The sequence below is a fragment of the Streptomyces alboflavus genome, assembly GCF_000716675.1.
In the GTDB taxonomy this organism is placed as follows: domain Bacteria; phylum Actinomycetota; class Actinomycetes; order Streptomycetales; family Streptomycetaceae; genus Streptomyces; species Streptomyces alboflavus.
The window spans coordinates 66,894-90,527 of record NZ_JNXT01000002.1 but is presented as its reverse complement, the minus strand read 5'-3'; the positions used below and the strand labels follow the sequence as shown (position 1 = coordinate 90,527).

Below are 23,634 nucleotides of genomic sequence, written 5' to 3'. Positions count from 1 at the left end.
TGCAGGGTGTCCCTCGTACGAGCGTCGGCGGCACGGACGCCGTGCGCGCTGCACGTACGAGGGACAGGACCGGCTAGCCCACCGTCAGCTCCGTGATGCCCGGGTGCTCCTTGACCTGCGCCGCACCGCGCACCGTCACCCGCACATATCGCGCGAGCCGCGCCTTGTCCGACGTCTCGTCCACGGCGTGCCAGTGGTGGCCGTCCAAGGAGACCTCGATGTCGTACGACGCGGGCTTGACGGAGGTCCACGTCGGCGTGACCTTCGCGACGCGCACCGGCTCGCCGAGGTCCGCGGTCAGGGCGCCGGTCTTCTCGGCCGGGACCCAGGCGGTGGCCGTGTTGCCGTCGACGGCGGCGCCCGCGTACATGCCGGGCTCCTCCGACGACGCCTTGGCGGGCGTGCAGCGGGCCGCGTTGCCCGTGGGCGTGAGGTCGGGGCGGCGGGTCTTGAGGACGACGGGGGCGCCCTCGCTGACGACCTGCTTGCCCTGCGGGGTGTCGAGGGTCATCGGCGCGCCGGAGGTGAGCCGCACCGTGGTGTGGTGGGCGCCGAGTTCGACGTCGTACGTACGGCCCTGCCAGGTCAGCCCGCGCAGGGTGACGCCCTCGGCGAGCTGCGGGGGCAGCATCGGGTCCAGGCGCAGCCGGTCCTCCCGCATCCGCATGCCGGTCAGGCCGTTGGTGAAGATCTGCAGGAAGCCGCCCTTGCCGGTGAGGAAGTCGTGCGCAGGCGAGCCCGCCAGCGGGTCCTCCGCGCCCGCCTTGTCGCCGCGTGCCTCCGAGAACTGCGCGAACGGGCCGCGCACGAACGGCTTGATGGAACGCTCCAGATAGGTGTACGTGGAGCAGCCCGGCTCGCCGATCCCGGCGGCGTCGATGGCGTGCACCGAGTCCGTCATGGCTGGGCCGTCCGGGTCGGTGCGCTGCGCGTAGTAGTCGAGCGTGGCGGCCGCGGCGCCGTCGGCCATGGGCCACTCCAGCGGGTACATCAGGAGCACCGTGTCGGCCTGCTTGATCTTGCTGCCCTTGTAGCCGTCGTACTGCTCGAAGACCTTGCGTTCCTTGTCGTACGGGATGCGGATCCGGTCGGCGATCGACGTCCACTTCGTGGGGGCCTGCTCGCCGAGGAGCTTGGCGGCGCGGGTGGCGTGGCGCAGGGCGGTGGCGGCGCCCGCGTTGGTGAACACCGCGTCGTCGACGCCGTTGCTGTACTCGTCGGGTCCCGCGGTGTCCTTGATGGAGTAGCTGCCGTCGGTGTTGCGGTGGACGCGGCCCGCCCAGAACTCGGCGATGCCCTTCAGGACGGGCCAGCCGCGCGTCCGCAGCCACTGCGTGTCCTTCGTGGCCAGGTAGTACTGCCAGGTCGCCAGGGAGATGTCGGACTGGAGGTGGACCTGCGTGCGGCAGTGCGGCGGGTCCACGCTGTGGCACTCCTTGGCCAGGTTGCCCGAACTGCCGCTGTTCCAGGGGTAGAAGAGGCCGTCGTAGCCGAACTTACGGGCGTTGTCGCGGGCTCCGGCACGGGTGCGGTAGCGGTAGTCGACGACGGACTTGGCGAGGTCGGGGCGGGTGGCGAGGAGCCCCGGGTACATCCACGTCTCGGCGTCCCAGAAGACGAGTCCCGCGTAGTTGTCGCTGGTCAGTCCGGCCGGGGCGATGCTGTTGGCCGCTCCCTCGCGCGTGCTCGACAGGAGTCCGTACTGCGCGGAACGCACCCACGTCTGTAGTTCGCGCTGCCGCCCGGCCACCTCGATGTCGCTGCGCCACAGGCGTGCCCAGGCGGCGGTGTGGGAGCGCAGCAGGGCGTCCCAGCCGCGTTCGGCGGCGCGGCGTGAAGCGGCGGTGGCATCCTGGCGCGGGGCACGTGAGGTCAGCGCGGTGTCGACGCCCACGAACTTGGTGAGCTCGTACGACTGTCCGCTGCGGACGGGCAGGGTGAGGGACTGCCGGTTCGTCAGCTTCGCCGCACGGCCCGCCCGGCGCTCCCGGGCGTCGTGCACGCCGTGTCCGGTGCGCAGCGTGGAGGCGACGGCGCCCTTGACCTTGGTGCCGTCGGTGCGGAAGGCGACGTCCATGGTCGGCCCGGAACCCCCGTGCCGCCGGTCGCCGGTGCGGTCGCCACCGCCGGTCTGCTGCACGCGGCGCGCGCCGCGGCCGTCGAGGACGTCGGTGACGGTCGCCTCGCCGCTCCAGTGCGGGCGCATCTTCATCCGTACGGCGCCCACGTGCGGGTTGGCACGGTCGGCGAGCACCTCGTAGCTGAGGTCGGTGCGGCGGCCGTCCGCCGCCGTCCAGGTGAGGGTGGTGGTGACGAGGCCGCAGTGCATGCTGAGGCTCTGCCGGTAGGCGGAGATGCGGCCGGGCGTCGTCGAAGAGTTGAAGGTGTCGGAGCCCTCGCCGCCGGTGGTGACGGTGAGCGGGGTCCAGGTGGGGAGCGCGGCGACGGCCTGGCGGTTCTGGGCGGTCTGCTTGTTGTGCGCGTACAGGCCGGACACGAAGGAGCCGTCGTAGCGCGGCGTGAACAGGGGCCAGCCCGTCTTGGCGTCCGTGTCCGTGTAGCCCGCGCCGTTGGGCGGCACGCGCTGTCCCAGGTAGCCGTTGCCGACGAAGGCGTGGTGGTTGTCCTTCGGGTCGACGCGGGTGGAGTCGAGCGTCCAGCCGTCGCCCTGGCGGCAGTCGGTGGTGGTGGCGGGGGTGGCCTCGGCGCGGGAGGGGGCCGTCGGCGGGACCGCTGCGACGAGCACTCCGGCGAGCAGTGCCGCGGACAGTCTGGCGGCGTTCGGCCGCGATACCAGGGAGTACGTCATTGTTCTCCGTCATGGTGAGGTGAGGGTCCACGGACCATAAATTTCATGAACGAGTCACGTCAATAACTTCGGCACAACACATCAAGTCCTGAACACGGAGTGTGGGAAACACGCCACGCGCAGCAGATCTGCCGCGCGGATCGCCGATGACGGCGGGGCCCGCGGCACAACACCTCTCCAACTTCTCCACGGCACGGGTAAATTGACCTTGCCGCCCGCAGCGGGCGTGTTTCTACGGGGTGGGTGGGGTGGAGCAGGGGATGCGCGGCGCAGTCCTTGACGGGCGGTACACGCTCACGGAACGCATAGGCGCGGGCGGCATGGGGGCAGTCTGGCGGGCCCGGGACGCCCGGCTCGACCGGGAGGTGGCCGTCAAGCTGCTCGGCCTGCCGCAGGACACGTCGGCGCCGGACCGCGAGCGCATGCTGGCGCTGTTCGTGCGGGAGGCGCGGGCCGCGGCGGCGCTCGACAGCACGTACATCGTGCCGGTCTTCGACCACGGTTCGGAGGGCGACAGTCCGTATCTGGTGATGCCGCTCCTGAACGGCCGTACGGTCACCGAGCTGCTCAGGAACGGCAAGGGGCTCTCGCCGCAGCGGGTCGCGGACATCGCCGCACAGGTGTGCCGGGCGCTCGCGGTGGCGCACCGGGCCGGCATCGTGCACCGGGACATCAAGCCCGCCAACGTGATGGTCACCGACGAGGGCACCGTGAAGGTCCTCGACTTCGGCATCGCCAAGTTCCTGGACGCGGCGACGGGGGCCGGCGGCTATCTCACCCGCACCTCCGACTCGCCCATCGGCACGCTGCACTACATGGCCCCGGAGCGGTTCGCCCACGGCGAGACCGACGGGCGCACCGATGTGTACTCGCTGGGCTGCATGGTGCACGAAATGCTCACCGGCGCCCCGCCGTTCGACGCCCCGTCGGCGGCCGCGCTGATGCACTGTCACGTGTACGAGACCCCGGACCGGCCCTCCCTGCGGCGCCCGGGCCTCTCGCCCGCCTGGGACGACCTGGTGGGCCGGATGCTGGCGAAGGCGCCCGCCGACCGGCCGGACGCCGAGGGGACACGGAGCGAGCTTGAGGCACGGGCCAAGGAGGCGTCCGTCGGTCTGACGAAGGCCGCACCGGCCGCACCGGCTTCCGCCGCTCCCGCCACGGGCACGCCGAACCATGCCCCCGCGACTCCCGGCACACCGAGCCCCGGCGCCGCCACACCAGGCACACCAGGCACACCGAACCCCGGCACCCCGACCCCACCGGCCTCGGCACCCACCCCACCCGCTCCCGCCCACCCGGCGCCCGCCGCCCCGTCGCCCTTCGGCCCACCGCCGTCGGCCCAGGCGCCCCTGGCGCAGGCCGGGCACCCAGCCGACTCCGGACCGCAGCCCGTCCCCACCTCCTACCCCCTCCCGCCGCCCAGACCGACCGCCCCGCCCCCGCTGTGGCCCGCCCCGGTCGCCCACCACGGCCAGGTACCCGCCGGGCGGCCGTGGTGGCGCACCTGGTGGGTCCCGGGCGGCGCGGCCGTGGCCGTCGCCGCGCTCGTCGTGACGCTCACCGTCACCGACCCGTTCGGCGGCACCAAGGACGACTCGGGGAAGGGGACGTCCGGGGGCACGTCGGACCGCCCCAAGCCCGGCCCGAAGGGCAGCACGGTGGCCGAGCGGGCCAAGACCGAGACGCTGGTCCTGGGCACGGCGGACGACTCCGAGGGCCCTGCGCCCGCCGTCGCGGAGGCCCGCAAGGGCGGCAAGGTCACCGTCCTCGAACCCGCCGACCTCACCACCGTCGACCCCGGCAAGATGTGGTCGGGCACCGACCGGCTCGTCTCCCGCCTGGTCCACCGCAGCCTGACCGGCCTCAAGACGCTGCCCGACGGCAGGGTCAAGCTCGTCGGCGACCTGGCCACCGACGGCGGCCGGGCCTCGTCGGGCGGCCGGACCTGGACCTTCACGCTCAAGCCCGGCCTCACGTACAACGACGGCACGCCGGTCCTCGCCAAGGACTTCGTGAACGCCGTCCAGCGCACGCTCGACCCGTCGTTCGCCATCGGCGACCGGACCCTGCGCAGCTGGCTGCTCGGCCCCAAGGCTGCGGACGGCGGCAGCGGCGACCGCACCCTGCCGCCGGGCACGATCGAGACACCCGACGACCGCACGGTCGTCTTCCATCTGGAGAGCGCCCGGCCGGACTTCAATGTCGCGCTCGCGGGCCCCTCCGGCGCGCCGGTGCCCGACCGGGTGAAGGACACCTCCACGGGCTCGCCGACGGTGCCGTCCACCGGGCCGTACGAGGTGAGCACGTTCACCGGCGCGAAGGACGTCGTCCTGACCCGCAACTCCGAGTGGAAGGCGGACAGCGACCCGCTGCGGACCGCCTACCCGGACACGTACCGCATCGAGGGCGGGCTGTCCGTCGAGGACATCAAGTCCCGTACGGTGAGCGCCGGTTCGAGCGAAGCGGTGATGTCGTTCACCGGTTCGCTCGGCAAGGACGGGCTCGGCAAGAACGCCGGCGGCGCGGGGCGTCTGTCCGCGCCGTCGGCCTTCATCCACGCGTACCAGATCAACACCCGCCGGGTGAAGGACGTCAAGGTCCGCAAGGCCATCGCCACGGCCCTGCCTGCGGGGGACGTCCTCGCGGCCAGCGGCGAGGACGGCACGGTCCATCACAACCTGCTGCCGCCCGGTGTCCGCGGCGCCCGCCCCTTCGACCTGTACGGGGCCGGGGAGCACGGCGACCCGGCGAAGGCCCGTGCGCTGCTCAAGGACGCGGACGAGAGCGGCTTCAGGCTCACCCTCGGGCACGCGGACGCGACGGACGCCGAGCGGGCCCAGGTGATCAAGGCGGCACTCGACCGGGCCGGATTCCAGGTCAAGTTGCAGAAGGACGACACGACGGACTACTACAAGAACGCGGGCACGGGGAAGTACGACCTGTTCCGGCTGCCCGTGGGCGCCGGTCTGCCCGTCGGCTCCGCGACCCTGCCGGAGTACTTCGACGGCAAGTACAGCTACCCCACGTCGTCGAACTACTCGCGCCTGAAGAACTCCGGCGTCGACTCGGCGATCGACGCGGCCGGTTCGGCGGGGTCGCTGCGCGACGCGGGCGAGCTGTGGTCGACGGTGGACCGCCGGGTGATGGAGCAGGCAGCGGCGGTGCCCGTGTACGTGCCGATGCGCACGTACCTGTACTCCAAGGCGCTGCACGGGCTCCAGGTCGACCTCGACGGAGTGTCGCCGCTCAACGCGTACGTGCGCTGAGCGGCGGCGGCCACGGACGCGGCGCCCTGGACCGGGCGCCGCTCCGGCGGCAGTCCTGCCGATGGTCTACCGGTGGGTGAAGTGCGGCTTGCGCTTCTCCGTGAACGCGGTCATGCCCTCCTTCTGGTCCGCCGTCGCGAACACCGCGTGGAAGAGGCGCCGTTCGAAGCGGACGCCTTCGGTGAGGGTCGTCTCGAAGGAGCGGTTGACCGACTCCTTGGCCATCATGGCGACCGGCAGCGACATCCCCGCCACCGTCTCGGCGACGCTCAGCGCCTCGCCGAGCAGGTCGTCGGCGGGGACGACCCGGGAGACGAGCCCGGCGCGCTCGGCCTCCTCCGCGTCCATGGTGCGGCCGGTCAGACACAGCTCCATGGCCTTGGCCTTGCCGACGGCGCGGGTCAGGCGCTGCGAGCCGCCGATGCCGGGGATGACGCCCAGCTTGATCTCCGGCTGGCCGAAGACCGCCGTGTCGGCGGCGAGCAGGATGTCGCAGAGCATGGCCAGCTCGCAGCCGCCGCCGAGGGCGTAACCGGAGACGGCGGCGAGCGTCGGGGTGCGCACCTGGCCGAGTCGGTCCCAGGCCGTGAACCAGTCGCTCAGGTACATGTCCAGGTAGTTCTGCGGGCTCATCTCCTTGATGTCGGCGCCCGCGGCGAACGCCTTCGCGGAGCCGGTGAGGACGATGCAGCCGACCTCCGGGTCCCGGTCGAGAGCCTCGGCCGCGGCGACGACCTCCCGCATGACCTGGAGGTTCAGGGCGTTCAGGGCCTTGGGGCGGTTGAGGGTGAGGATGGCCACCCTGCCCTTGCGCTCCACGAGGATCGTCTCGTACGAGTCCGTGGTGGCCGTGGAGTCCGTGGTGGCCGTGGGGTCGGTCATGATCGCTGGTTCCTCTGGTCGTCGGCGAGTTGCGGTCCGGAGCGCTCTCTGATGGCCCGGACGATCCCGGAGAAGTCCTCCGCCGCTCCCCCGCCCTCGGCGAAGGCGGCGTACAGCTCGGCGGCGCGCAGGCCCAGTTCGGCGTCGACGCCGCCCGCGCGCACGGCGTTCGCGGCGAGGCCGAGGTCCTTGGCCATGAGGGGTGCGGCGAAGCCCGGGAGGTAGTCGCGGTTGGCGGGCGAGCCCGGGACCGGTCCCGGCACGGGGCAGTTGACGCTCAGCGCCCAGCACTGGCCGGACGCGGTGGACGCCACGTCGTACAGCGCCTGATGGGAGAGGCCGAGGCTCTCGCCGAGGACGAAGGCCTCACTGACGGCGATCATGGAGACGCCGAGGATCATGTTGTTGCAGATCTTCGCGGCCTGTCCGGCGCCCGCCGCGCCGCAGTGCACGGCCTTCTTGCCCATCGCGGCGAGCAGCGGCTCGGCCCGCGCGAACGCGGCCTCGTCACCGCCGACCATGAACGTGAGCGTGCCCGCCTCCGCGCCCATGACGCCGCCGGAGACGGGGGCGTCCACGGCGAGGTGTCCGGCGGCCACGGCCGCTTCGTGGGCGGCCCGCGCGTCGGCGACGTCGATCGTGGAGCAGTCGACGAAGAGGGTGCCGGGCCGGGCGGCGGCGAGCAGTCCCTCGTCCTGGTAGAGGGCGAGGACGTGGCGGCCCGCGGGCAGCATGGTGACCACGACGTCCGCGTCGGCGGCCGCCGCCACGGCCGAGGGGGCGGCCTCGACGCCCGCGGCGACGGCGGCGTCCACGGCGTCCGGGACCAGGTCGTGGCCGACGACCCGGTGTCCGGCCTTGACGAGGTTGGCGGCCATCGGGCCGCCCATGTGGCCGAGGCCGACGAAGGCGATGACGGGGCTCACCAGGGCACCTCCTGCGGGGAGCGGTCGGCGGCGAGGGCGAGTTCGCGCGCGCCGAGCGGGGCGAAGTAGCGGGCCACGTCGTCGTCGGTGACGTCGGCGAGGCCGGCCGGGGACCAGCGGGGGTCGCGGTCCTTGTCGACGACCTGGGCGCGGATGCCCTCCACGAGGTCGGCGGAGGCGAGGGCCGCGCACGACACCCGGTACTCCTGCTCGAGGACCCGCTCCAGCGGGCCGAGCTGCCGGGCCCGGCGCAGCGAGGAGAGCGTGACCTTCAGGGCGGTCGGCGACTTGGTGTGCAGGGTCTCAGCGGCCTCCTTGGCGGCCTGCGCGCCGTGGTTCTGCAGCCGGTCGACGATCTCCTCGACGCCGTGCGCCGTGTAGCAGGCGTCGATCCACGCGCGCTGCTCGCCGAGGACGCCGGGCGGCGCCTCGGCGACGTACCGGGCGAGGACCTCGCGCACCGGATCGGAGGCGAGGTCCGCGACGAGGCGCGGCAGCTGGTCGGAGGGGACGAAGTGGTCGGCGAGCCCGCACAGGAGCGCGTCGCGGGCGCCCAGCTGCTGTCCTGTCAGGGCCAGATGGGTGCCGAGTTCGCCGGGCGCGAGGCCGAGCAGATAGGTGCCGCCGACGTCGGGGACGAAGCCGATGCCCGTCTCGGGCATGGCGATCCGGGAGCGCTCGGTGACGACGCGGACGCCGCCGTGCGCGGAGACGCCGACGCCGCCGCCCATGACGATGCCGTCCATCACGGCGACGTACGGCTTCGGGTAGCGCGCGATGCGGGCGTTGAGGTGGTACTCGTCGCGCCAGAAGTCCGCGGAGGCGCTGCCGCCGGTGCGGGCGTCGTCGTAGATGGCGCGGATGTCGCCGCCCGCGCACAGGCCGCGCTCTCCGGCGCCGGTGAGCACGACGGTCTCCACGGCCGGGTCGTGCTCCCAGGCGGCGAGGGCCTGGTCGATGCGGCGGACCATGGCGTGGGTGAGGGCGTTCAGGGCGCGGGGCCGGTTGAGGACGATGTAGGCGGCGCGGCCTTCGGTGCGCAGCAGTACGGAGTCGTCGGCGGGCGCCGGGTCCGCGGCGGCGGTGGGCGTCATCGCAGCGCCCCCGTCAGGCCGCGGGCGACGATCAGGCGCATGATCTCGTTGGTTCCTTCCAGGATGCGGTGGACGCGCAGGTCGCGCACGAGCTTCTCGATGCCGTACTCGGTCAGGTAGCCGTAGCCGCCGTGCAGTTGCAGGGCGCGGTCGGCGACCGAGTGGCCGGTGTCGGTGGCGAACTGCTTGGCCATGGCGCACAGTTGGGGTGCCTGCGGGTCGCCCGCGTCGAGGGCCTGGGCGGCCTGGCGGACCAGGGCGCGGGCCGCGGTCAGCTCGGTCGCCATGTCGGCGAGCTTGAACTGGAGCGCCTGCGCGTCCAGGAGCCTGGCCCCGAACGCCTCGCGGTCGGCGAGGTAGCCGAGGCTGCGGTCGAGGGCGCTGCGGGCGCCGCCGAGGGAGCAGGCGGCGATGCCGAGGCGGCCGCCGTTGAGGCCGTTCATGGCGATGCGGAAGCCGTTGCCCTCGCCACCGAGCAGCCGGTCGGCGGACAGCCGCACCCCGTCGAGGATCACCTGCCGGGTGGGCTGGGCGTTCCAGCCCATCTTCTGCTCGTTCGGGCCGAAGGACAGGCCGGGGTCGTCGCGCTCGACGACGAACGCGGAGACGCCGCCGGGGCCGCTGTCGCCGGTGCGGGCCATCACGATGTACACGTGCGCGGCGCCGGCGCCGGAGATGAACTGCTTGACGCCGGTCAGGACATAGGCGTCGCCGTCGCGTTCGGCGCGGGTGCTGAGCGCGGCGGCGTCGGAGCCCGCGCCGGGCTCGGTGAGGCAGTAGCTGCCGAGCCAGTCCATGGACGTGAGCGACCCGAGCCAGCGGGCGCGCTGGGCCTCGTCGCCGTACCGGTCGATCATCCAGGCGACCATGTTGTGGATGGAGAGGTAGCCCGCGATGGACGGGCAGCCGGAGGCGAGGGCCTCGAAGACGAGGACGCCGTCGGCGCGGGTGAGCCCGGAGCCGCCCACGTCCTCGGCGACGTACATCCCGCCGAGGCCGAGGTCGGCGGCCTTGCGCAGCACCTCCACCGGGAAGTGCTTCTCCTGGTCCCAGGCGAGGGCGTGCGGGGCGAGGTGTTCCTGGGCGAAGTCGAGGGTGGTCTCGACGATGGCGAGCTGGTCCTCGGTGAGCAGTGAGCTGGTCATGGCGGTCACCGCATCGTCGGGATGGTGAAGCTCGCGCCTTCCTTGGCCCCGGAGGGCCAGCGCGAGGTGACGGTCTTGGTGCGGGTGTAGAAGCGGATGGAGTCAGGACCGTGCTGGTTGAGGTCGCCGAAGCCGGAGCGCTTCCAGCCGCCGAAGGTGTGGTACGCGACGGGGACCGGGATGGGGACGTTGACGCCGACCATGCCGGTGTCGACGCGGCGGGTGAAGTCGCGTGCGGTGTCGCCGTCGCGGGTGAAGAGCGCGACGCCGTTGCCGTAGGGGTGCTCGCTGGGCAGCCGCAGCGCCTCTTCGTAGTCGGCGGCGCGGACCACGGACAGGACCGGGCCGAAGATCTCCTCCTGGTAGATCCGCATGTCCGGGGTGACGCGGTCGAAGAGCGAGGCGCCCGCGAAGAAGCCGCCCTCGTGCCCGGGGAGGGTGAAGTCACGGCCATCGACCACGAGTTCGGCGCCCTCTTCGACGCCGAGGTCGACGTAGGAGCGGACGCGGTCGAGGGCGTCGCGGCTGACGAGGGGGCCGAAGTCGGCCTCGGGGTCGTCGGAGCGGCCGATGCGCAGCGCGCCGATGCGGTCCTTGAGGCGGGCCACCAGGGCGTCGGCGGTGGACTCGCCGACGGGCACGGCCACGGAGATCGCCATGCAGCGCTCGCCCGCGGAGCCGTAGCCGGCGCCGATCAGAGCGTCCACGGCCTGGTCGAGGTCCGCGTCCGGCATCACGATCATGTGGTTCTTGGCGCCGCCGAAGCACTGGGCGCGCTTGCCGTGGGCGGCGGCGGTGGCGTAGATGTGCGCGGCGATCGGCGTGGAGCCGACGAAGCCGAGGGCCTCGACGCGGGGGTCCTCCAGGAGGGTGTCGACGGTTTCCTTGCCGCCGTTGACGACGTTCAGGACGCCCGGCGGCAGGCCCGCCTCCAGGAAGAGCTCGGCGAGGCGCAGCGGGACGGACGGGTCGCGCTCGGAGGGCTTGAGGATGAAGGAGTTGCCGCAGGCGATGGCGGGCGCGGCCTTCCACAGAGGGATCATCGCGGGGAAGTTGAACGGCGTGATGCCGGCGACGACGCCGATGGGGCGGCGCAGCGAGTGCACGTCGATGCCGGTTCCGGCGTTGTCGGTGAACTCGCCCTTGAGCAGGTGCGGGATGCCCGCGGCGAACTCCACGACCTCGAGGCCGCGCTGCAGGTCGCCGTGCGCGTCGGCGACGGTCTTGCCGTGCTCGGCCGACAAGAGGCGGGCCAGCGACTCGCGTTCGCCCTCGACGATCCGCAGGAACCGCATCAGGACGCGGGCGCGGCGCTGCGGGTTCCACTCGCCCCACTCGCGCTGCGCCTCGGCCGCGTCGGCGATGGCGGCCTCGGTCTCCGCGCGGTTCGCGAGCGGGACGCGGGCCTGTATCTCGCCGGTGTTCGGGTCGTACACGTCGGCCTGCGCGCCCGAAGTTCCCGGGATGTGCTTGCCGCCGATGAAGTGGGTCAGTTCACGGACCATGGGAGCCTGCTCTTTCGTCAGGTGGGGATCCGAGGACGGGCGCGCCCGGCCGGCCGTCGGCGGCGTGCGCGGGCATGCCGGAGTGACGGTCGGACAGAGGGACGCGAACGGCCAAAGGGCCGTCAGACAGCGGGGGTTGTCGCTCGCATCGCCGGATCACCAGGGTCGTGGGTGCGCACCGGGGCCATGCGTGTCTGCTCCATCCTCGTGGACAACACGGAACACCCCACGGCCGGTATCCTGACTCCCGGATCAGCGCCCGTTCTCCGCCTTCCCGACGGACTTCTCCGTCAGTGGCGTTGTCTCACGCGAGAACGCACTCCCCGGTCACAGTGGCGGGACCGCGCCGGATTCACACCGGCTTCCCTGCACCGCGGGCTTCGTCACGAACATATACTTGGACTTCCTAGTAAGTCCACAGCGGACGGGTTCCCACTTGCCGTGGGAACCCCCTATCCGGCTCCTAGCGGAGTGTCACGCCCCCAGTTCGGCGCGTACGACCCCGGCAAGACCCGCCAGCGCGGACGCGAGGTCGGCCGCACTCGCCCCGCCGCCCTGCGCCACCTCGTCCGAGCCCCCACCCCGCCCGCCGAGCAGCCGCTTGACCAGCGCGGACGCGGACAGTCCCGCCGCACGCCCGGCCTTGTTCACGGCGACGACGAGCACGGGCTTGTCGGCGGTGAGCGCCACGGCGGCCACGCCCGGGCGCTCACCGGGCAGCCGCCCTCGGACGTCCAGGGCAAGGGTGCGGGCGGCCCCGGCGTCGCCGTCCACGGTGGCGGTGACGACGTTCGCGCCCGCCACGTCGACCGCCCGGTCCGCCAGTTCGCCCGCGCGGACGGCGAGGGCCGCCTGCCGCAGCCGCTGGTTCTCCCGGTCGGCGGCCTTGAGCCGGTCGAGGAGTCCGGCGATGCGTTCGGGCAGTTCGGCGCGCGGTGCCTGCACCTGCTCGGCGATGCGGGCGACGAGGTCGCGCTCGCGCGCCAGATGGGCGAACCCCTCGATCCCGACGGCGGCCTCCAGACGCCGCATGCCCGCGCCGACGGACGACTCGGCGGTCAACGCGACGACACCGACCTGCGCGGCGTGCTCGACGTGCGTGCCGCCGCACAGCTCGCGCGACCAGGCGCCGCCGATCTCGACGACCCGCACCTGCTCGCCGTACGTCTCGTCGAACAGGGCGAGCGCGCCGAGCTCCTTGGCCTCGGGCAGCGTCATCCAGCGCACGCCGACGGGCAGGTCACGGCGGAGCGCGCGGTTGGCGGCCTCCTCGACCTCGCTGCGGACGGTGGCGGAGAGCCCGCCGCGCCAGGGGAAGTCCAGGCGCAGATAACCGGGGCGATTGTAGGAGCCGGACTGCAGGGCGGTGGGGCCGAGGACCTCGCGCAGGGCGGCGTGCAGGACGTGGGTGCCGGAGTGGGCCTGGCGGGCGCCGAGGCGCCACTCGGGGTCGACGGCGGCGTGCACGGCGTCGCCGACGGCCAGTTCGCCCGCGGTGACGCGGACCTGGTGCGCGACGAGTCCGGGCAGCGGGCGCTGCACGTCGAGCACGTCGGCCTCCACGGAGGCGCCCGAGAGCTGTCCCGCGTCGCTGTCCTGGCCGCCGGACTCGGCGTAGAACGGCGTGCGGTCCAGGACGGCGGTGACGATCTCGCCGTCGCGGGCCACGGGCACGGGGCCCGCGGGGCCGAGGAGGGCGAGGACGCGGGACTCGGTGGTCAGGGTGTCCCAGGCGCGCCAGTCCGTCGGGCCGTGCTCGGTGAGGACGGCGCGCAGGGCCGATGTGTCCACCGCTCCGCCGGACTTGCGGGCGCGGGCGTCCGCGCGGGCCCGCTCGCGCTGCTCGCGCATGAGCGCCGTGAAGCCCTCGCGGTCGACCTCCACGCCCTGCTCGGCGGCCATCTCCAGGGTGAGGTCGATGGGGAAGCCGTACGTGTCGTGCAGCAGGAAGGCCTGGGCGCCCGGCAGTTGGCGCGCGCCCTCCGCCTTGGCCTTGGTGACGGCCGTGTCCAGGACGGTCGTGCCCTGCTTGAGGGTGGCGCGGAAGGCGTCCTCCTCCCCCGCTGCCTGGTCGGCGACGCGGTCGTAGGCCTCGGCGACGTCGGGGTAGCTCGGGGCCATGCAGTCCCGGGCGACGGCGAGGAGCTGCGTCAACGCCGGGTCCTCGTAACCGAGTTGACGCATGGAGCGGACCGCGCGGCGCAGGATGCGGCGCAGCACGTAGCCGCGGCCCTCGTTGCCGGGGGCGGTGCCGTCGGTGAGGAGCATGAGGGCGGTGCGGACGTGGTCGGCGACGACACGCAGGCGGACGTCGTCGGTGGCGTCGGCGCCGTAGCGCACGCCTGCGAGTTCGGCGGCGCGGTCCAGGACGGGGCGGGTCTCGTCGATCTCGTAGAGGTTGTCGACACCTTGGAGCAAGGTGGCCATGCGCTCCAGGCCCATGCCGGTGTCGATGTTGCGGCGAGGCAGTTCGCCGAGGATCGGGTAGCCGGACTTGCCGGTGCCCTCCCCGCGTTCGTACTGCATGAAGACGAGGTTCCAGAACTCCATGTACCGGTCCTCGTCGACGGCCGGGCCGCCCGCGCGGCCGAGCGCGGGGCCACGGTCGTAGTACAGCTCCGAGCAGGGGCCGCACGGTCCGGGTACGCCCATGGACCAGAAGTTGTCCTCGTCGCCGCGTGCCACGATCCGCTCGTCGGGCAGGTCGGCGACGCGCCGCCACAGGCCGCGCGACTCGTCGTCGGAGTGGTGCACGGTCACCCAGATCCTCGCCGGGTCCAGACCGTAGCCGCCGTCCGCGACGGAGCGGGTGCTCAGGTCCCAGGCGAAGGTGATGGCCTCTTCCTTGAAGTAGTCGCCGAAGGAGAAGTTGCCGTTCATCTGGAAGAAGGAGCCGTGCCGCGTGGTCTTGCCGACCTCCTCGATGTCGAGGGTGCGCACGCACTTCTGCACGCTGGTCGCGCGCGGCCACGGCGGTGCCACCTCGCCGGTGAGGTAGGGCTTGAACGGCACCATGCCCGCGTTGACGAAGAGCAGCGTCGGGTCGGGCGTCGGCAGCGGGGCGCTGGGGACGACCGTGTGGCCGCGTTCGGCGAAGAAGTCCAGGAAGCGGGTGCGGATGTCGGCGGTGCGCAAGGGGTGCTCCGGGCGGGGCTCAAGGGGCTACAGAGACGGTGGGTTGTCGGGGGCTACGGGGGCGGGAAGGTGTCGGGGCGCGCGGGGTGGCGCGGGCCGAGGAAGACGGCCGTGCCGTATCCGTTCGGCGCGGGGTGGGTGACCTGTCGCCAGCCGAGCCGTTCGTAGAAGCGGACGGTCGCGTCGGCCTTGACGGACGTGAGCAGCCAGCAGCGCCCGGCGGGCGCGTCGCGCGTGACCGCTTCGAGGAGCGTACGGCCGAGGCCGCGGCCGTGCGCGCCGGGCGTGACGGCGAGTTCGTCGACCTCCAGGCCGCCGCACAGCCACGCGGCGGTGCGCTCGGCACCGAGGGCGGCGCTGACGCGCGGGTAGGAGCGCGTGGCGGGCAGTGGGGTCTCGGACGTCCAGGCGGTGGCGAAGCCGAGCACGCGGTCGCCGTCGAGGGCCACCGCGCCGGTGAAGCCGGGGCGGCCGGTGTCGCCCGCGAGGCGTTCCAGGTAGACGTCCGCCTCCGCGGGGTCGGCGTGCCACGGCGGCTCGGCGAAGGCCTCGGCGTAGACCTGCCGGATGCCCCCGCGGTGGGTGAGCAGGTCGGGGGCCGACAGGCGGCGGACCAGGACGTCGGCCATCAGGCGGCCCTCGCGATCCTCGCCGTGGGGTGCAGCGCCGCGGACTCCAGCGGTGCCGACGGGTCGATCGACACGTCCAGGGGAGCCGGTTCGGCGCCCGCGCGCACCAGCAGGTCCCCGACGGCGGCGATCATCGCGCCGTTGTCGGTGCACAGGCCGAGCGGCGGGACGCGCAGGGTGATCCCGGCCTCCCGGCAGCGCTCCTCGGCGAGGGCCCGCACCCGGGAGTTGGCGGCGACACCGCCGACCACGACGAGGGTGTCCACGCCGTGTGCGGCGCAGGCCGCGACCGCCTTGCGGGTCAGGACGTCGGCGATGGCCTCCTGGAGCGCGGCGGCGCCGTCGGCGACCGGCAGTTCGCCGTCCGCGTGGCCCTCGGCCCAGCGCGCGGCGGCGGTCTTGAGGCCGGAGAAGGAGAAGGCGTACGGGTCGTCGCCGGGGCCTGTCAAGGGGCGCGGGAAGGCCACGGCCCGCGCCGAGCCGTCGCGTGCCGCCCGGTCGACGGCGGGCCCGCCCGGGTAGGGCAGCCCGAAGACACGGGCGACCTTGTCGAAGCACTCGCCCGCCGCGTCGTCCAGGGTGTCGCCGAGGTGGGCGATCGGGTCGCGGGCCAGGTCCCGGACGAGCAGGAGCGAGGTGTGGCCGCCGGAGACGATCAGGACGACGCAGGGGTCGGGCAGCGGGCCGTGCTCCAGGGTGTCGGCGGCGACGTGCCCGGCGAGGTGGTGCACTCCGTACAGCGGTACGTCCAGGGCGTAGGCGAGGGACTTCGCCCCGGCGAGGCCGACCTGGAGGGCGCCGGAGAGGCCGGGGCCCGTGGTCACGGCGACCGCGCCGATGTCGCCGAGGCCGAGGCCCGCCGTGTCCAGGGCGCGGCGGACGACGGGGGTCAGCGCGTGCACGTGGGCGCGGGCGGCGATCTCGGGGACGACGCCGCCGTAGCGGGCGTGCTCGTCCATGCTCGACGCGATGGCGTGCCCGAGCAGGCGCCCGTCCCGGACGAGTCCCGCGCCGGTCTCGTCGCAGGAGGACTCGATGCCGAGCACGATCGGGGAGGCGGTCATGAGGGGTCTCCCGACGTCGGCGTCGTGCCGGACCTCGGCGCCGACAGCGGCGGCGGCCCCTGCCTCGACCCCGGCGGCGACACCGGCACCGGCTCCCCCGCCGCCGACCGCACTCGGCTTCCGTCTCGCATCCGCCCTCGCCCCGCCTTCCATCGGGCTCACGCCCGCCACTCATCGGCACCTACTGCCTATGAATAGTAGTTGCAACCGATGTGCAATAAGGCTCCGGGCCGCTCTCGGGCCCTCAGTCCCGGGCGCGTCGGTCGAGGGCCGTTTCCACCAGGTGGCGCGCGTAGGCCGTCGACAGGCCATCGGGCCGGAACAGGATGCGGTACATGACCGGCGCGACGACGTGGTCCATGACCGTCTCGCGCGCCGGGATCCCCTCCTCGCCGCGCGCGCGGGCGCGGTCGAGGACGAGGTCGACCTGGGCGGCGGCGTAGGCGGAGCACTGGCCCGCGTTGCCGCCGTCCGGGTCACCGAGGAGGGCGTCCCGGATATAGGCGCGGCCCGCGGTGGACGACATCTCGTCGAGGAACTGCTCGGCCCAGGCCGCGAGGTCGGCGCGCAGGGAGCCGTGGTCGGCGGGCTCCGTGTCGGGGCGCAGCCGCTCGACGGCCACGTCCGACAGGAGTTCCTGGAGGTCGCCCCAGCGGCGGTAGATCGTCGACGGGGTGACCCCGGCCCGCGCGGCGACCAGCGGCACGGTCAGCGCCTCGCGGCCCCGCTCGGCCTCGAGGTCACGGACGGCGGCGTGCACGGACGCCTGCACGCGGGCACTGCGGCCGCCGGGGCGGGCCATGGGCTTGGGGCTCATCGCGTCACCTTAACGCTAATTTCTCGCTTCTACGGTGACGGGCGGCGTGGGACCCGCGGGCTTCGGCACCGGCCCGCGAGCGCCCCCGCCCGCCGCGACGACAGCCCCCTCCGCCGCACCGGCACCCCCGTCCGGCGCGAGCCGCCCCGCGTCCGCCCGCGTCGCCTCGTACGCGCGCCCGACCCGCAGCACCGCCCCCTCCCCCAGCGGCCGGCCGATCACCTGCATGCCGACGGGCAGGCCGCCCTCGCCCTGTCCGACGGGCACGGTCAGCGCGGGGACGCCCGTGATGTTCGCGGGCGCGGACAGGCGTACGTAGCTGTCGGACACGCTCTCCACGGAACCGTCGGCCCACTGCACGGATTGCTGCCCCACGGGTGCGGCGGTCAGCGGCACGGAGGGCGCGACGACGACGTCGACCTCGGCGAGGAGCCGTGCCCAGGCCCGCCGCATCAGGGTGCGGGCGCGCTGGGCGCGCACGTAGTCCCCGGCGAGCAGGAGTTCGCCCGCCTCAAGGAGGACACGCACGTCGGGCGCGTACAGCTCGGGCGTCGCGCGGAGCGTCCCCTCGTGGTACGCGGTGGCCTCGGGGACCATCAGGCCCCACTGGACCGCCTGGACGTAGCGGGTCATGGGGATGTCCACGTCGACGAGTTCGGCCCCGAGGTCGCGCAGCCGGTCGACGGCGGCGCGCACGGCGGACTCGACGTCGGGGGCGACACGGTCGAAGTAGTAGGTGCGCGGGACGCCCACGCGCAGTCCGGTCAAGTCGCCCTCGCCGTACGGGGGATGCGACTCGCGGGGCGCCGGGACGCGCGCCGGGTCGCGCGGGTCGTGGCCGGTCAGGGCGGCGAGGACGAGGGCGGCGTCGTCGACGGTGCGGGTGAGGGGGCCGACGTGGTCCAGGGACCACGACAGCGAGGTCACGCCGTGCCGGGGCACCAGGCCGTACGTCGGCTTGAGTCCCACGACGCCGTTGAGGGCGGCGGGGACCCGGATCGAGCCGCCGGTGTCGGTGCCGATGGCGAAGGTGACCGCGCCGGACGCGACGGCGACGGCGGAGCCGCCGCTCGATCCGCCCGCGACACGGTCCACGTCCCAGGCGTTGCGGGTCTGCGGGGTCGTCAGGCCGTAGGCGAACTCGTGGGTGTGGGTCTTGCCGAGCAGGACGGCGCCCGCGTCCGCGAGGCGGGCGGCGACGGTGCTGTCATCGGCGGCGACGTGGCCGTCCCGCACGGCCGAACTCGCGGTCGTGGGCTGCCCCTTGACGTCGATGAGGTCCTTGAGTCCCAGCGGGACGCCGTGCAGCGGGCCTCGGTATCGCCCGGCGGCGATCTCGGCCTCCGCCGTCGCGGCCGCGCGCCTCGCCTCGTCCGCCCGCAGGCCCACGAAGGCGTTCAGTCGGCCCTCGACGGCCCGGGCGCGCCCCAGGACGGACTCGGTGAGTTCGACGGGGGACAGTTCCTTCGCGCGGACGGCCGCCGCCGCGTCGGCGAGGGTCAGCTCAAACGGTCGCATCGGACACCTCCGGGTCCATCAGTTCCGCGGTGCGGGCGGAGGCGGGCGGCACGTCGCCGAAGTCCAGTTCGCGCAGGGTGGCGACGACGGCCTGGATGTGGTTCGCGGTGGCCGTCACGGCGTCCAGGCGCTCGCTCCCCAGGGGGAGTCCGGCGCGGCGGGCCCATTGGGCGGCTTCCTGGGGGGTGAGGTCTGCGGGCTCGGGGGCCTCGGGCGCTGGGGCTTCAGGCGCTGGGGCTTCAGACGCTGGAGCCTCAGATGCGGGGGCTTCGGGGGGCATGGGTTCCTCCGTGTGCGGGGCGGGCCCTTCCGGGCGCCGCACAGGCACGGCGCCGTAAAAGCTAATCACTTGCGTTAGTGGACCGTAGCGCCTAACGTCACTTAACGCAAAGGGATTGCTTTTAGCGATTCACCGCCCACGCGAAAGGCCCGCCATGCCTCCGCTGTCCCCGCCGCCCCCCTCGACCCCCGCCACCTGGAACCTCGGCGGCATCACCGCCCACCGCGTCGACGAGGTGGCGCTCCCGCCCGGGACGGGCCCCTGGCTGCTGCCCGCCGCCACCCCGGACGTCGTCGCCGGCACCCCGTGGCTGCGTCCGGACTTCGCCGACGAAGCGGGCACGCTCCGCCTCAGCAGCCACAGCTTCGCGATCACCCTCGGCGGCCGCCGCGTCCTCGTCGACACGGGCATCGGCAACGGCAAGGAACGCGCCAACCCGGCCTGGCACGACCTCGACACGGACTACCTGGACCGCCTGACGCGCGCCGGGTTCGCGCCCGAATCCGTGGACCTGGTCATCCTCACCCACCTGCACGCCGACCACGTCGGCTGGAACACCCGCCTGGCCGACGGGAGTTGGGTGCCGACCTTCCCCAACGCCCGCTACCTCACCACCCGTACGGAGTGGAGCCACTGGGCCGCCGCGGACATGGAGGCGCCCCGGCGCCAGATGTTCCGCGACTCCGTCCACCCGATCCGGGACGCGGGCCTGCTCGACCTGGTCGACATCTCGACGGGCCGGGTCGAGGTCGCCCCGGGCCTGCGCCTCCTGCCCACCCCCGGACACACCCCCGGCCACGTCGCCGTCGAACTGCGCGGCGACGACCGCACCGCCCTCATCACCGGTGACGCCGTGCACCACCCCGTCCAGCTGACCCGGCCCGACATCGGCTCCTGCGTGGACATCGACCCCGCCCTCGCCGAGCGCACCCGGCGCGCGCTGCTCGCGTCGGTGGCGGACACCGACACCCTGCTGCTCGGCAGCCACTTCGCCGCACCGACGGCGGGGCGGGTCACCACCCGGGGCCACGCGCCGACCCCGAACTCGTCCTTCCGCTTCAACTCCGTATTGGCCCAGACCTATTGACGAAAGGTCTATACCTACTTACCGTCTGCCGCATCACGTCCCATCCGCAGCAAGGCCTCCCCGAGGGAGCACGCCATGATCGGTCGGTCGGTACGTCTGTTGGGAGCGGCCATCGCGCTGGCCTTCGCGGCGCAGCTGCCGGCCGCCGCGGCGCCGGACGCGCCCAGTGCGCCCAGAGCACCGCAGGCGGACACCTGCGCGGTGAAGTCCAAACCCGCGGGCAAGGTGCTCCAGGGGTACTGGGAGAACTGGGACGGCGCGTCGAACGGCGTGCACCCGCCGTTCGGCTGGACCCCGATCACCGACTCCCGCATCGGCGCCCACGGCTACAACGTCATCAACGCCGCGTTCCCGGTGATCCGTTCCGACGGCACCGTGCTGTGGGAGGACGGCATGGACGCCACCGTGAAGGTGGCGACGCCCGCCGAGATGTGCCAGGCCAAGGCCGACGGCGTCACGATCCTGATGTCCATCGGCGGCGCGACGGCCGGGATCGACCTCAGCTCCAGCAAGGTCGCGGACCGCTTCGTCGAGACGATCGTGCCGATCCTGAAGAAGTACAACTTCGACGGGATCGACATCGACATCGAGACGGGCCTGGTCGGCAGCGGGAACATCAACCAGCTGTCGCCGTCCCAGTCCAACCTCATCCGCATCATCGACGGCGTCCTCGCCCAGATGCCGTCCAACTTCGGCCTGACGATGGCCCCGGAGACGGCCTACGTCACCGGCGGCAGCGTGGTGTACGGGTCCATCTGGGGCGCGTACCTGCCGATCGTCAAGAAGTACGCGGACAACGGCCGCCTGTGGTGGCTCAACATGCAGTACTACAACGGCAGCATGTACGGCTGCTCCGGCGACTCCTACTCCGCGGGCACCGTCCAGGGCTTCGTCGCGCAGACGGACTGCCTCAACAAGGGCCTGGTCATCCAGGGCACGACCATCAAGGTGCCCTACGACAAGCAGGTGCCGGGACTGCCCGCCCAGCCGGGCGCGGGCGGCGGCCACATGTCGCCCGGTCTGGTGAGCCAGGCCTGGCGGAACTACAACGGCGCCCTCAAGGGCCTGATGACCTGGTCGATCAACTGGGACGGGTCGAAGGGGTGGACCTTCGGGGACAACGTGAAGGCGCTGCAAGGGCGTTGAGGGTCGCCGGTCGAGCGTGACCGGTGGGTCGAGCGTGATCGGCAGGTCGACCGGCGGTCGGGGCAGGGCTCCCGGCCGCCGGTCGCGTGTGCGGGCGCCCGGCGGTGGGCTTGGTCCGTCTGCGCCATGTGCTGCGGGCTGCGCGCACCCCCGGAGGGCGCTCTCCTGACCCGTCCCGCCCTGCAGCCGGTCGTCAGCTCGGCGGCGGTGCGGCGGAGGCCCGGCCGGATGCCGCGGTGTGCTGTTCCAGGCCGCTGAGGATGAGGGCGAGGCCCGCCTCGAATGCCGTCTCGTGATCGAGTACGGGGACGTCGTCCGGCAGGTCGTCGGCGTCCGGCGAATCTGTTTCCGCCTGCTCCTCCAGGACGCAGCCGACCGTGTAGCGGCCGGCTGCCAGCATCGCCATCTGCGCCTCCCGCTCGGGCACGCCGGAGGAGACCAGGAAGGCCATCTTGCGGCGGATCCGGTCGAGGTCGCCGGTCGGAGTGCTGCCGGCGTGCAGCCGGGCACCGTCACGGCGCATCAGCAGCGTGCGCCGGAAGCTGCGGGAGTTCTCCAGGAACCACGCGCGCCAGTCGTCCTCGGCGGACGGCAGCCGCGCGTTGGCGTGCGGGGCCATGGCCGCCGCCGCCATGGCCGCAAGGAGATCCTTCTTGGTCCGGAAGTGGTAGTAGAGCGACGGCTGCTCGACGCCGAGCCTCTTGGCCAGCCGCCTGGTGCTGACCGTATCCAGGCCGACGTCGTCCAGCAGATCCAGCGCCTCCGCGACGACGGTCTCACGGTTCATCTTGGTCACGTTGACATTCTATCGCTGATAGAAGACTGTGAAAGGAATCAATCACCGATAGATTCTGGGGTGGTCGGACGTGACAACCAAGATCGTGAGGCGTTCGCTGCGGATCCTCGTCGCCGGCGGCGGCGTCACCGGGCAGGCGCTGGCCTTCTGGCTCACCCGTGGCGGTCACCGGACGACGGTCGTCGAGCGCTTCCCGGCGCTGCGCGCCTCGGGAGCACAGGTCGACCTGCGCGGACAGGGCGTCGAGGCAGTCGAGCGCATGGGCCTGCTGGAGGCCGTGCGCAGCCGGCTGGTGGACGAGGCGGGCGTCGCCTTCGTCGACGCCCGAGGCAGGCCGAAGGCGACGATCATGGCGAACACCTCCGGCAAGGGACGTCAGACCCTGACCTCCGCGTACGAGATCATGCGCGGCGACTTGGTCCGCATCCTGCACGAAGCGACCACGAACGACACCGAGTACGTCTTCGGCAAGAGCGTCGACGGCTTCGACCAGGACGCGGACCGGGTCACCGCGCACTTCTCGGACGGGACCTCCGGCGAGTACGACCTGCTGATCGGCGCCGACGGGCAGGGTTCACGCATCCGGCGGGCCCTGCTGCCGGAGGGCTTCGACCCGTACTGGCGCGTGGGCATCCACATGGCGTACTGGTTCGTGCCGCGCATCGCCTCCGACACCGACATCCGCGACACCTACATGGTCCCGGGCGGCCGGCAGATCATGCGGCGCAGCCACAACGCGACCGAGACCCAGGTGTACTTCGTGATGCGCGAGGAGTCGGCGGAAGCGTCCGCGATCCACCGCGCTCCCGTCGAGCAGCAGCAGAAGTGGTGGGCCGAGCGGTTCCGGGACGCCGGCTGGCAGACCGACCGGTTCATCGAGGGCATGAAGGACAGCCCGTTCTTCTACTCCCAGGAGATCGCCCAGGTGCGCATCGACAGCTGGTCCAAGGGCCGGGTGGTCCTGGCCGGGGACGCCGCGCACTGCGCGTCCCCCTACAGCGGCATGGGGATCTCCGGCGGACTGGTCGGCGCCTATGTCCTGGCCGGGGAGATCAACCGGAACGCGGACGACTTGCCGACCGCGCTGGCGACATACGAGCGCGTCCTGCGGCCCTTCGTCGACGAGATCCAGGGCGAGGTCAGTCCCCGCGTCCTGCGCGTGGGCATGCCCATGAACAAGCACGCCATCAGCGCCTTCCAGAACGTCACCGCGCTGGCCTCCTTCTTCCACATCCCCGCCCTTGTCGCGCGGTTCTCCAAGGAGGACCGCGGCGGCGACTGGCAGCTACCGGCCTACGCCGACGCTCACGCCGCCTGAGCGCCACCCGTGCTGCGCTCGGGGCGCGGGCTCACGAGGTGACGCGGACCGGTCAGCGGGTGGGATGGCCAGGTGTCGTGCCCCTCGGGGATGGGTCTTTGCCGCGTCGGTACTGCAGCTGCAGTACGGGCGGGTGTCCGCAGCTGCGGGACGACGTCGCGGCCCACGTTGCCAACGATGGGGACGAAGCTGCGGACCGTCTGCGCCCGGGGGT

Annotated in this window: 17 protein-coding genes and 1 riboswitch; of the genes, 4 read left to right on the top strand and 13 right to left on the bottom strand. The window is 73.0% G+C overall.

The annotated features are described in order from the left end of the window. Nucleotides 1–73: 73 nt before the first annotated feature. Complete coding sequence (locus OO63_RS01915) at nt 74–2,809, bottom strand: discoidin domain-containing protein (RefSeq protein ID WP_030356971.1); 2,736 nt, start codon at nt 2,807–2,809, stop codon at nt 74–76. A gap of 260 nt (nt 2,810–3,069) precedes the next feature. On the opposite strand from OO63_RS01915, the gene OO63_RS01910 reads away from it, so the two are divergent. Further along, entirely contained in the window at nt 3,070–6,078 is a 3,009-nt protein-coding gene (locus tag OO63_RS01910; RefSeq protein ID WP_031192208.1) for a protein kinase domain-containing protein, read from the top strand. 66 nt (nt 6,079–6,144) lie between these two features. On the opposite strand, the gene OO63_RS01905 is transcribed toward OO63_RS01910, so the two are convergent. The 11 genes from OO63_RS01905 to OO63_RS47675 form a co-directional block, all read right to left on the bottom strand. After that, on the bottom strand, nt 6,145–6,960 hold the full coding sequence (locus OO63_RS01905) for an enoyl-CoA hydratase (RefSeq protein ID WP_030361684.1): 816 nt from the start codon (nt 6,958–6,960) through the stop codon (nt 6,145–6,147). Beyond that, entirely contained in the window at nt 6,957–7,886 is a 930-nt protein-coding gene (gene mmsB, locus OO63_RS01900) for a 3-hydroxyisobutyrate dehydrogenase (RefSeq protein WP_030361685.1), read from the bottom strand. The genes OO63_RS01905 and mmsB overlap by 4 nt, the downstream gene beginning before the upstream one ends. After that, the gene (locus OO63_RS01895) at nt 7,883–8,980 is read right to left on the bottom strand and encodes an enoyl-CoA hydratase/isomerase family protein (protein WP_030361686.1); all 1,098 of its coding nucleotides are present in this window, start codon (nt 8,978–8,980) and stop codon (nt 7,883–7,885) included. The genes mmsB and OO63_RS01895 overlap by 4 nt, the downstream gene beginning before the upstream one ends. After that, nucleotides 8,977–10,125 carry an acyl-CoA dehydrogenase family protein gene (locus OO63_RS01890; protein ID WP_030361687.1) on the bottom strand — a complete coding sequence of 383 codons (1,149 nt, stop codon included), beginning with the start codon at nt 10,123–10,125 and terminating at the stop codon, nt 8,977–8,979. The genes OO63_RS01895 and OO63_RS01890 overlap by 4 nt, the downstream gene beginning before the upstream one ends. Before the next feature lie 5 nt (nt 10,126–10,130). After that, nucleotides 10,131–11,630: a CoA-acylating methylmalonate-semialdehyde dehydrogenase gene (locus tag OO63_RS01885; RefSeq protein ID WP_030361688.1), complete on the bottom strand. Its 1,500-nt coding sequence runs from the start codon at nt 11,628–11,630 to the stop codon at nt 10,131–10,133. Between the two features lie 213 nt (nt 11,631–11,843). Then, nucleotides 11,844–12,021, bottom strand: a riboswitch (cobalamin riboswitch). A gap of 83 nt (nt 12,022–12,104) precedes the next feature. After that, on the bottom strand, nt 12,105–14,765 hold the full coding sequence (gene alaS / locus OO63_RS01880) for an alanine--tRNA ligase (RefSeq protein WP_030361689.1): 2,661 nt from the start codon (nt 14,763–14,765) through the stop codon (nt 12,105–12,107). Between the two features lie 53 nt (nt 14,766–14,818). Next, nucleotides 14,819–15,394 (bottom strand): GNAT family N-acetyltransferase, encoded by a 576-nt coding sequence (locus OO63_RS01875; RefSeq protein WP_030361690.1) that lies wholly within the window; start codon nt 15,392–15,394, stop codon nt 14,819–14,821. Further along, nucleotides 15,394–16,458: a tRNA (adenosine(37)-N6)-threonylcarbamoyltransferase complex transferase subunit TsaD gene (tsaD, locus tag OO63_RS01870; protein WP_030361691.1), complete on the bottom strand. Its 1,065-nt coding sequence runs from the start codon at nt 16,456–16,458 to the stop codon at nt 15,394–15,396. The genes OO63_RS01875 and tsaD overlap by 1 nt, the downstream gene beginning before the upstream one ends. 244 nt (nt 16,459–16,702) lie before the next feature. Further along, a complete protein-coding gene (locus OO63_RS01865) occupies nt 16,703–17,275 on the bottom strand; it encodes a TetR/AcrR family transcriptional regulator (RefSeq protein WP_030361692.1) in 573 nt (190 codons plus the stop codon). Nucleotides 17,276–17,290: 15 nt separating this feature from the next. After that, the gene (locus OO63_RS01860; RefSeq protein ID WP_078618776.1) at nt 17,291–18,793 is read right to left on the bottom strand and encodes an Asp-tRNA(Asn)/Glu-tRNA(Gln) amidotransferase GatCAB subunit A; all 1,503 of its coding nucleotides are present in this window, start codon (nt 18,791–18,793) and stop codon (nt 17,291–17,293) included. Next, nucleotides 18,780–18,911, bottom strand: coding sequence for a hypothetical protein (locus tag OO63_RS47675; protein ID WP_397622171.1), 132 nt, complete (start codon nt 18,909–18,911; stop codon nt 18,780–18,782). The genes OO63_RS01860 and OO63_RS47675 overlap by 14 nt, the downstream gene beginning before the upstream one ends. A gap of 316 nt (nt 18,912–19,227) precedes the next feature. Between OO63_RS47675 and OO63_RS01850 the strand changes: the two genes are divergently transcribed. Together OO63_RS01850 and OO63_RS01845 are read left to right on the top strand one after the other, a co-directional pair. Further along, entirely contained in the window at nt 19,228–20,160 is a 933-nt protein-coding gene (locus OO63_RS01850) for an MBL fold metallo-hydrolase (protein ID WP_033263699.1), read from the top strand. A 75-nt stretch (nt 20,161–20,235) separates the two neighbouring features. Further along, complete coding sequence (locus tag OO63_RS01845) at nt 20,236–21,306, top strand: chitinase (RefSeq protein WP_030361696.1); 1,071 nt, start codon at nt 20,236–20,238, stop codon at nt 21,304–21,306. A gap of 193 nt (nt 21,307–21,499) precedes the next feature. Here the strand turns inward: OO63_RS01845 and OO63_RS01840 are convergent, their stop codons facing one another. Next, nucleotides 21,500–22,093 (bottom strand): TetR/AcrR family transcriptional regulator C-terminal domain-containing protein, encoded by a 594-nt coding sequence (locus tag OO63_RS01840; protein WP_051810438.1) that lies wholly within the window; start codon nt 22,091–22,093, stop codon nt 21,500–21,502. Nucleotides 22,094–22,172: 79 nt separating this feature from the next. Between OO63_RS01840 and OO63_RS01835 the strand changes: the two genes are divergently transcribed. Next, a complete protein-coding gene (locus OO63_RS01835; protein ID WP_234311354.1) occupies nt 22,173–23,420 on the top strand; it encodes an FAD-dependent monooxygenase in 1,248 nt (415 codons plus the stop codon). Nucleotides 23,421–23,634 lie beyond the last annotated feature (214 nt).

What these genes read in the sequence shown, in the direction of transcription:
- OO63_RS01910 (WP_031192208.1), top strand. Translation starts at nt 3,070, where the DNA reads ATGCGCGGCGCAGTCCTTGACGGGCGGTACACGCTCACGGAACGCATA.
- OO63_RS01915 (WP_030356971.1), bottom strand. Translation starts at nt 2,809, where the DNA reads ATGACGTACTCCCTGGTATCGCGGCCGAACGCCGCCAGACTGTCCGCG.
- OO63_RS01890 (WP_030361687.1), bottom strand. Translation starts at nt 10,125, where the DNA reads ATGACCAGCTCACTGCTCACCGAGGACCAGCTCGCCATCGTCGAGACC.
- OO63_RS01885 (WP_030361688.1), bottom strand. Translation starts at nt 11,630, where the DNA reads ATGGTCCGTGAACTGACCCACTTCATCGGCGGCAAGCACATCCCGGGA.
- OO63_RS01860 (WP_078618776.1), bottom strand. Translation starts at nt 18,793, where the DNA reads ATGCGACCGTTTGAGCTGACCCTCGCCGACGCGGCGGCGGCCGTCCGC.
- OO63_RS01840 (WP_051810438.1), bottom strand. Translation starts at nt 22,093, where the DNA reads ATGAACCGTGAGACCGTCGTCGCGGAGGCGCTGGATCTGCTGGACGAC.
- tsaD (WP_030361691.1), bottom strand. Translation starts at nt 16,458, where the DNA reads ATGACCGCCTCCCCGATCGTGCTCGGCATCGAGTCCTCCTGCGACGAG.
- OO63_RS01895 (WP_030361686.1), bottom strand. Translation starts at nt 8,980, where the DNA reads ATGACGCCCACCGCCGCCGCGGACCCGGCGCCCGCCGACGACTCCGTA.
- OO63_RS01905 (WP_030361684.1), bottom strand. Translation starts at nt 6,960, where the DNA reads ATGACCGACCCCACGGCCACCACGGACTCCACGGCCACCACGGACTCG.
- OO63_RS01850 (WP_033263699.1), top strand. Translation starts at nt 19,228, where the DNA reads ATGCCTCCGCTGTCCCCGCCGCCCCCCTCGACCCCCGCCACCTGGAAC.
- OO63_RS01865 (WP_030361692.1), bottom strand. Translation starts at nt 17,275, where the DNA reads ATGAGCCCCAAGCCCATGGCCCGCCCCGGCGGCCGCAGTGCCCGCGTG.
- OO63_RS01875 (WP_030361690.1), bottom strand. Translation starts at nt 15,394, where the DNA reads ATGGCCGACGTCCTGGTCCGCCGCCTGTCGGCCCCCGACCTGCTCACC.
- OO63_RS01845 (WP_030361696.1), top strand. Translation starts at nt 20,236, where the DNA reads ATGATCGGTCGGTCGGTACGTCTGTTGGGAGCGGCCATCGCGCTGGCC.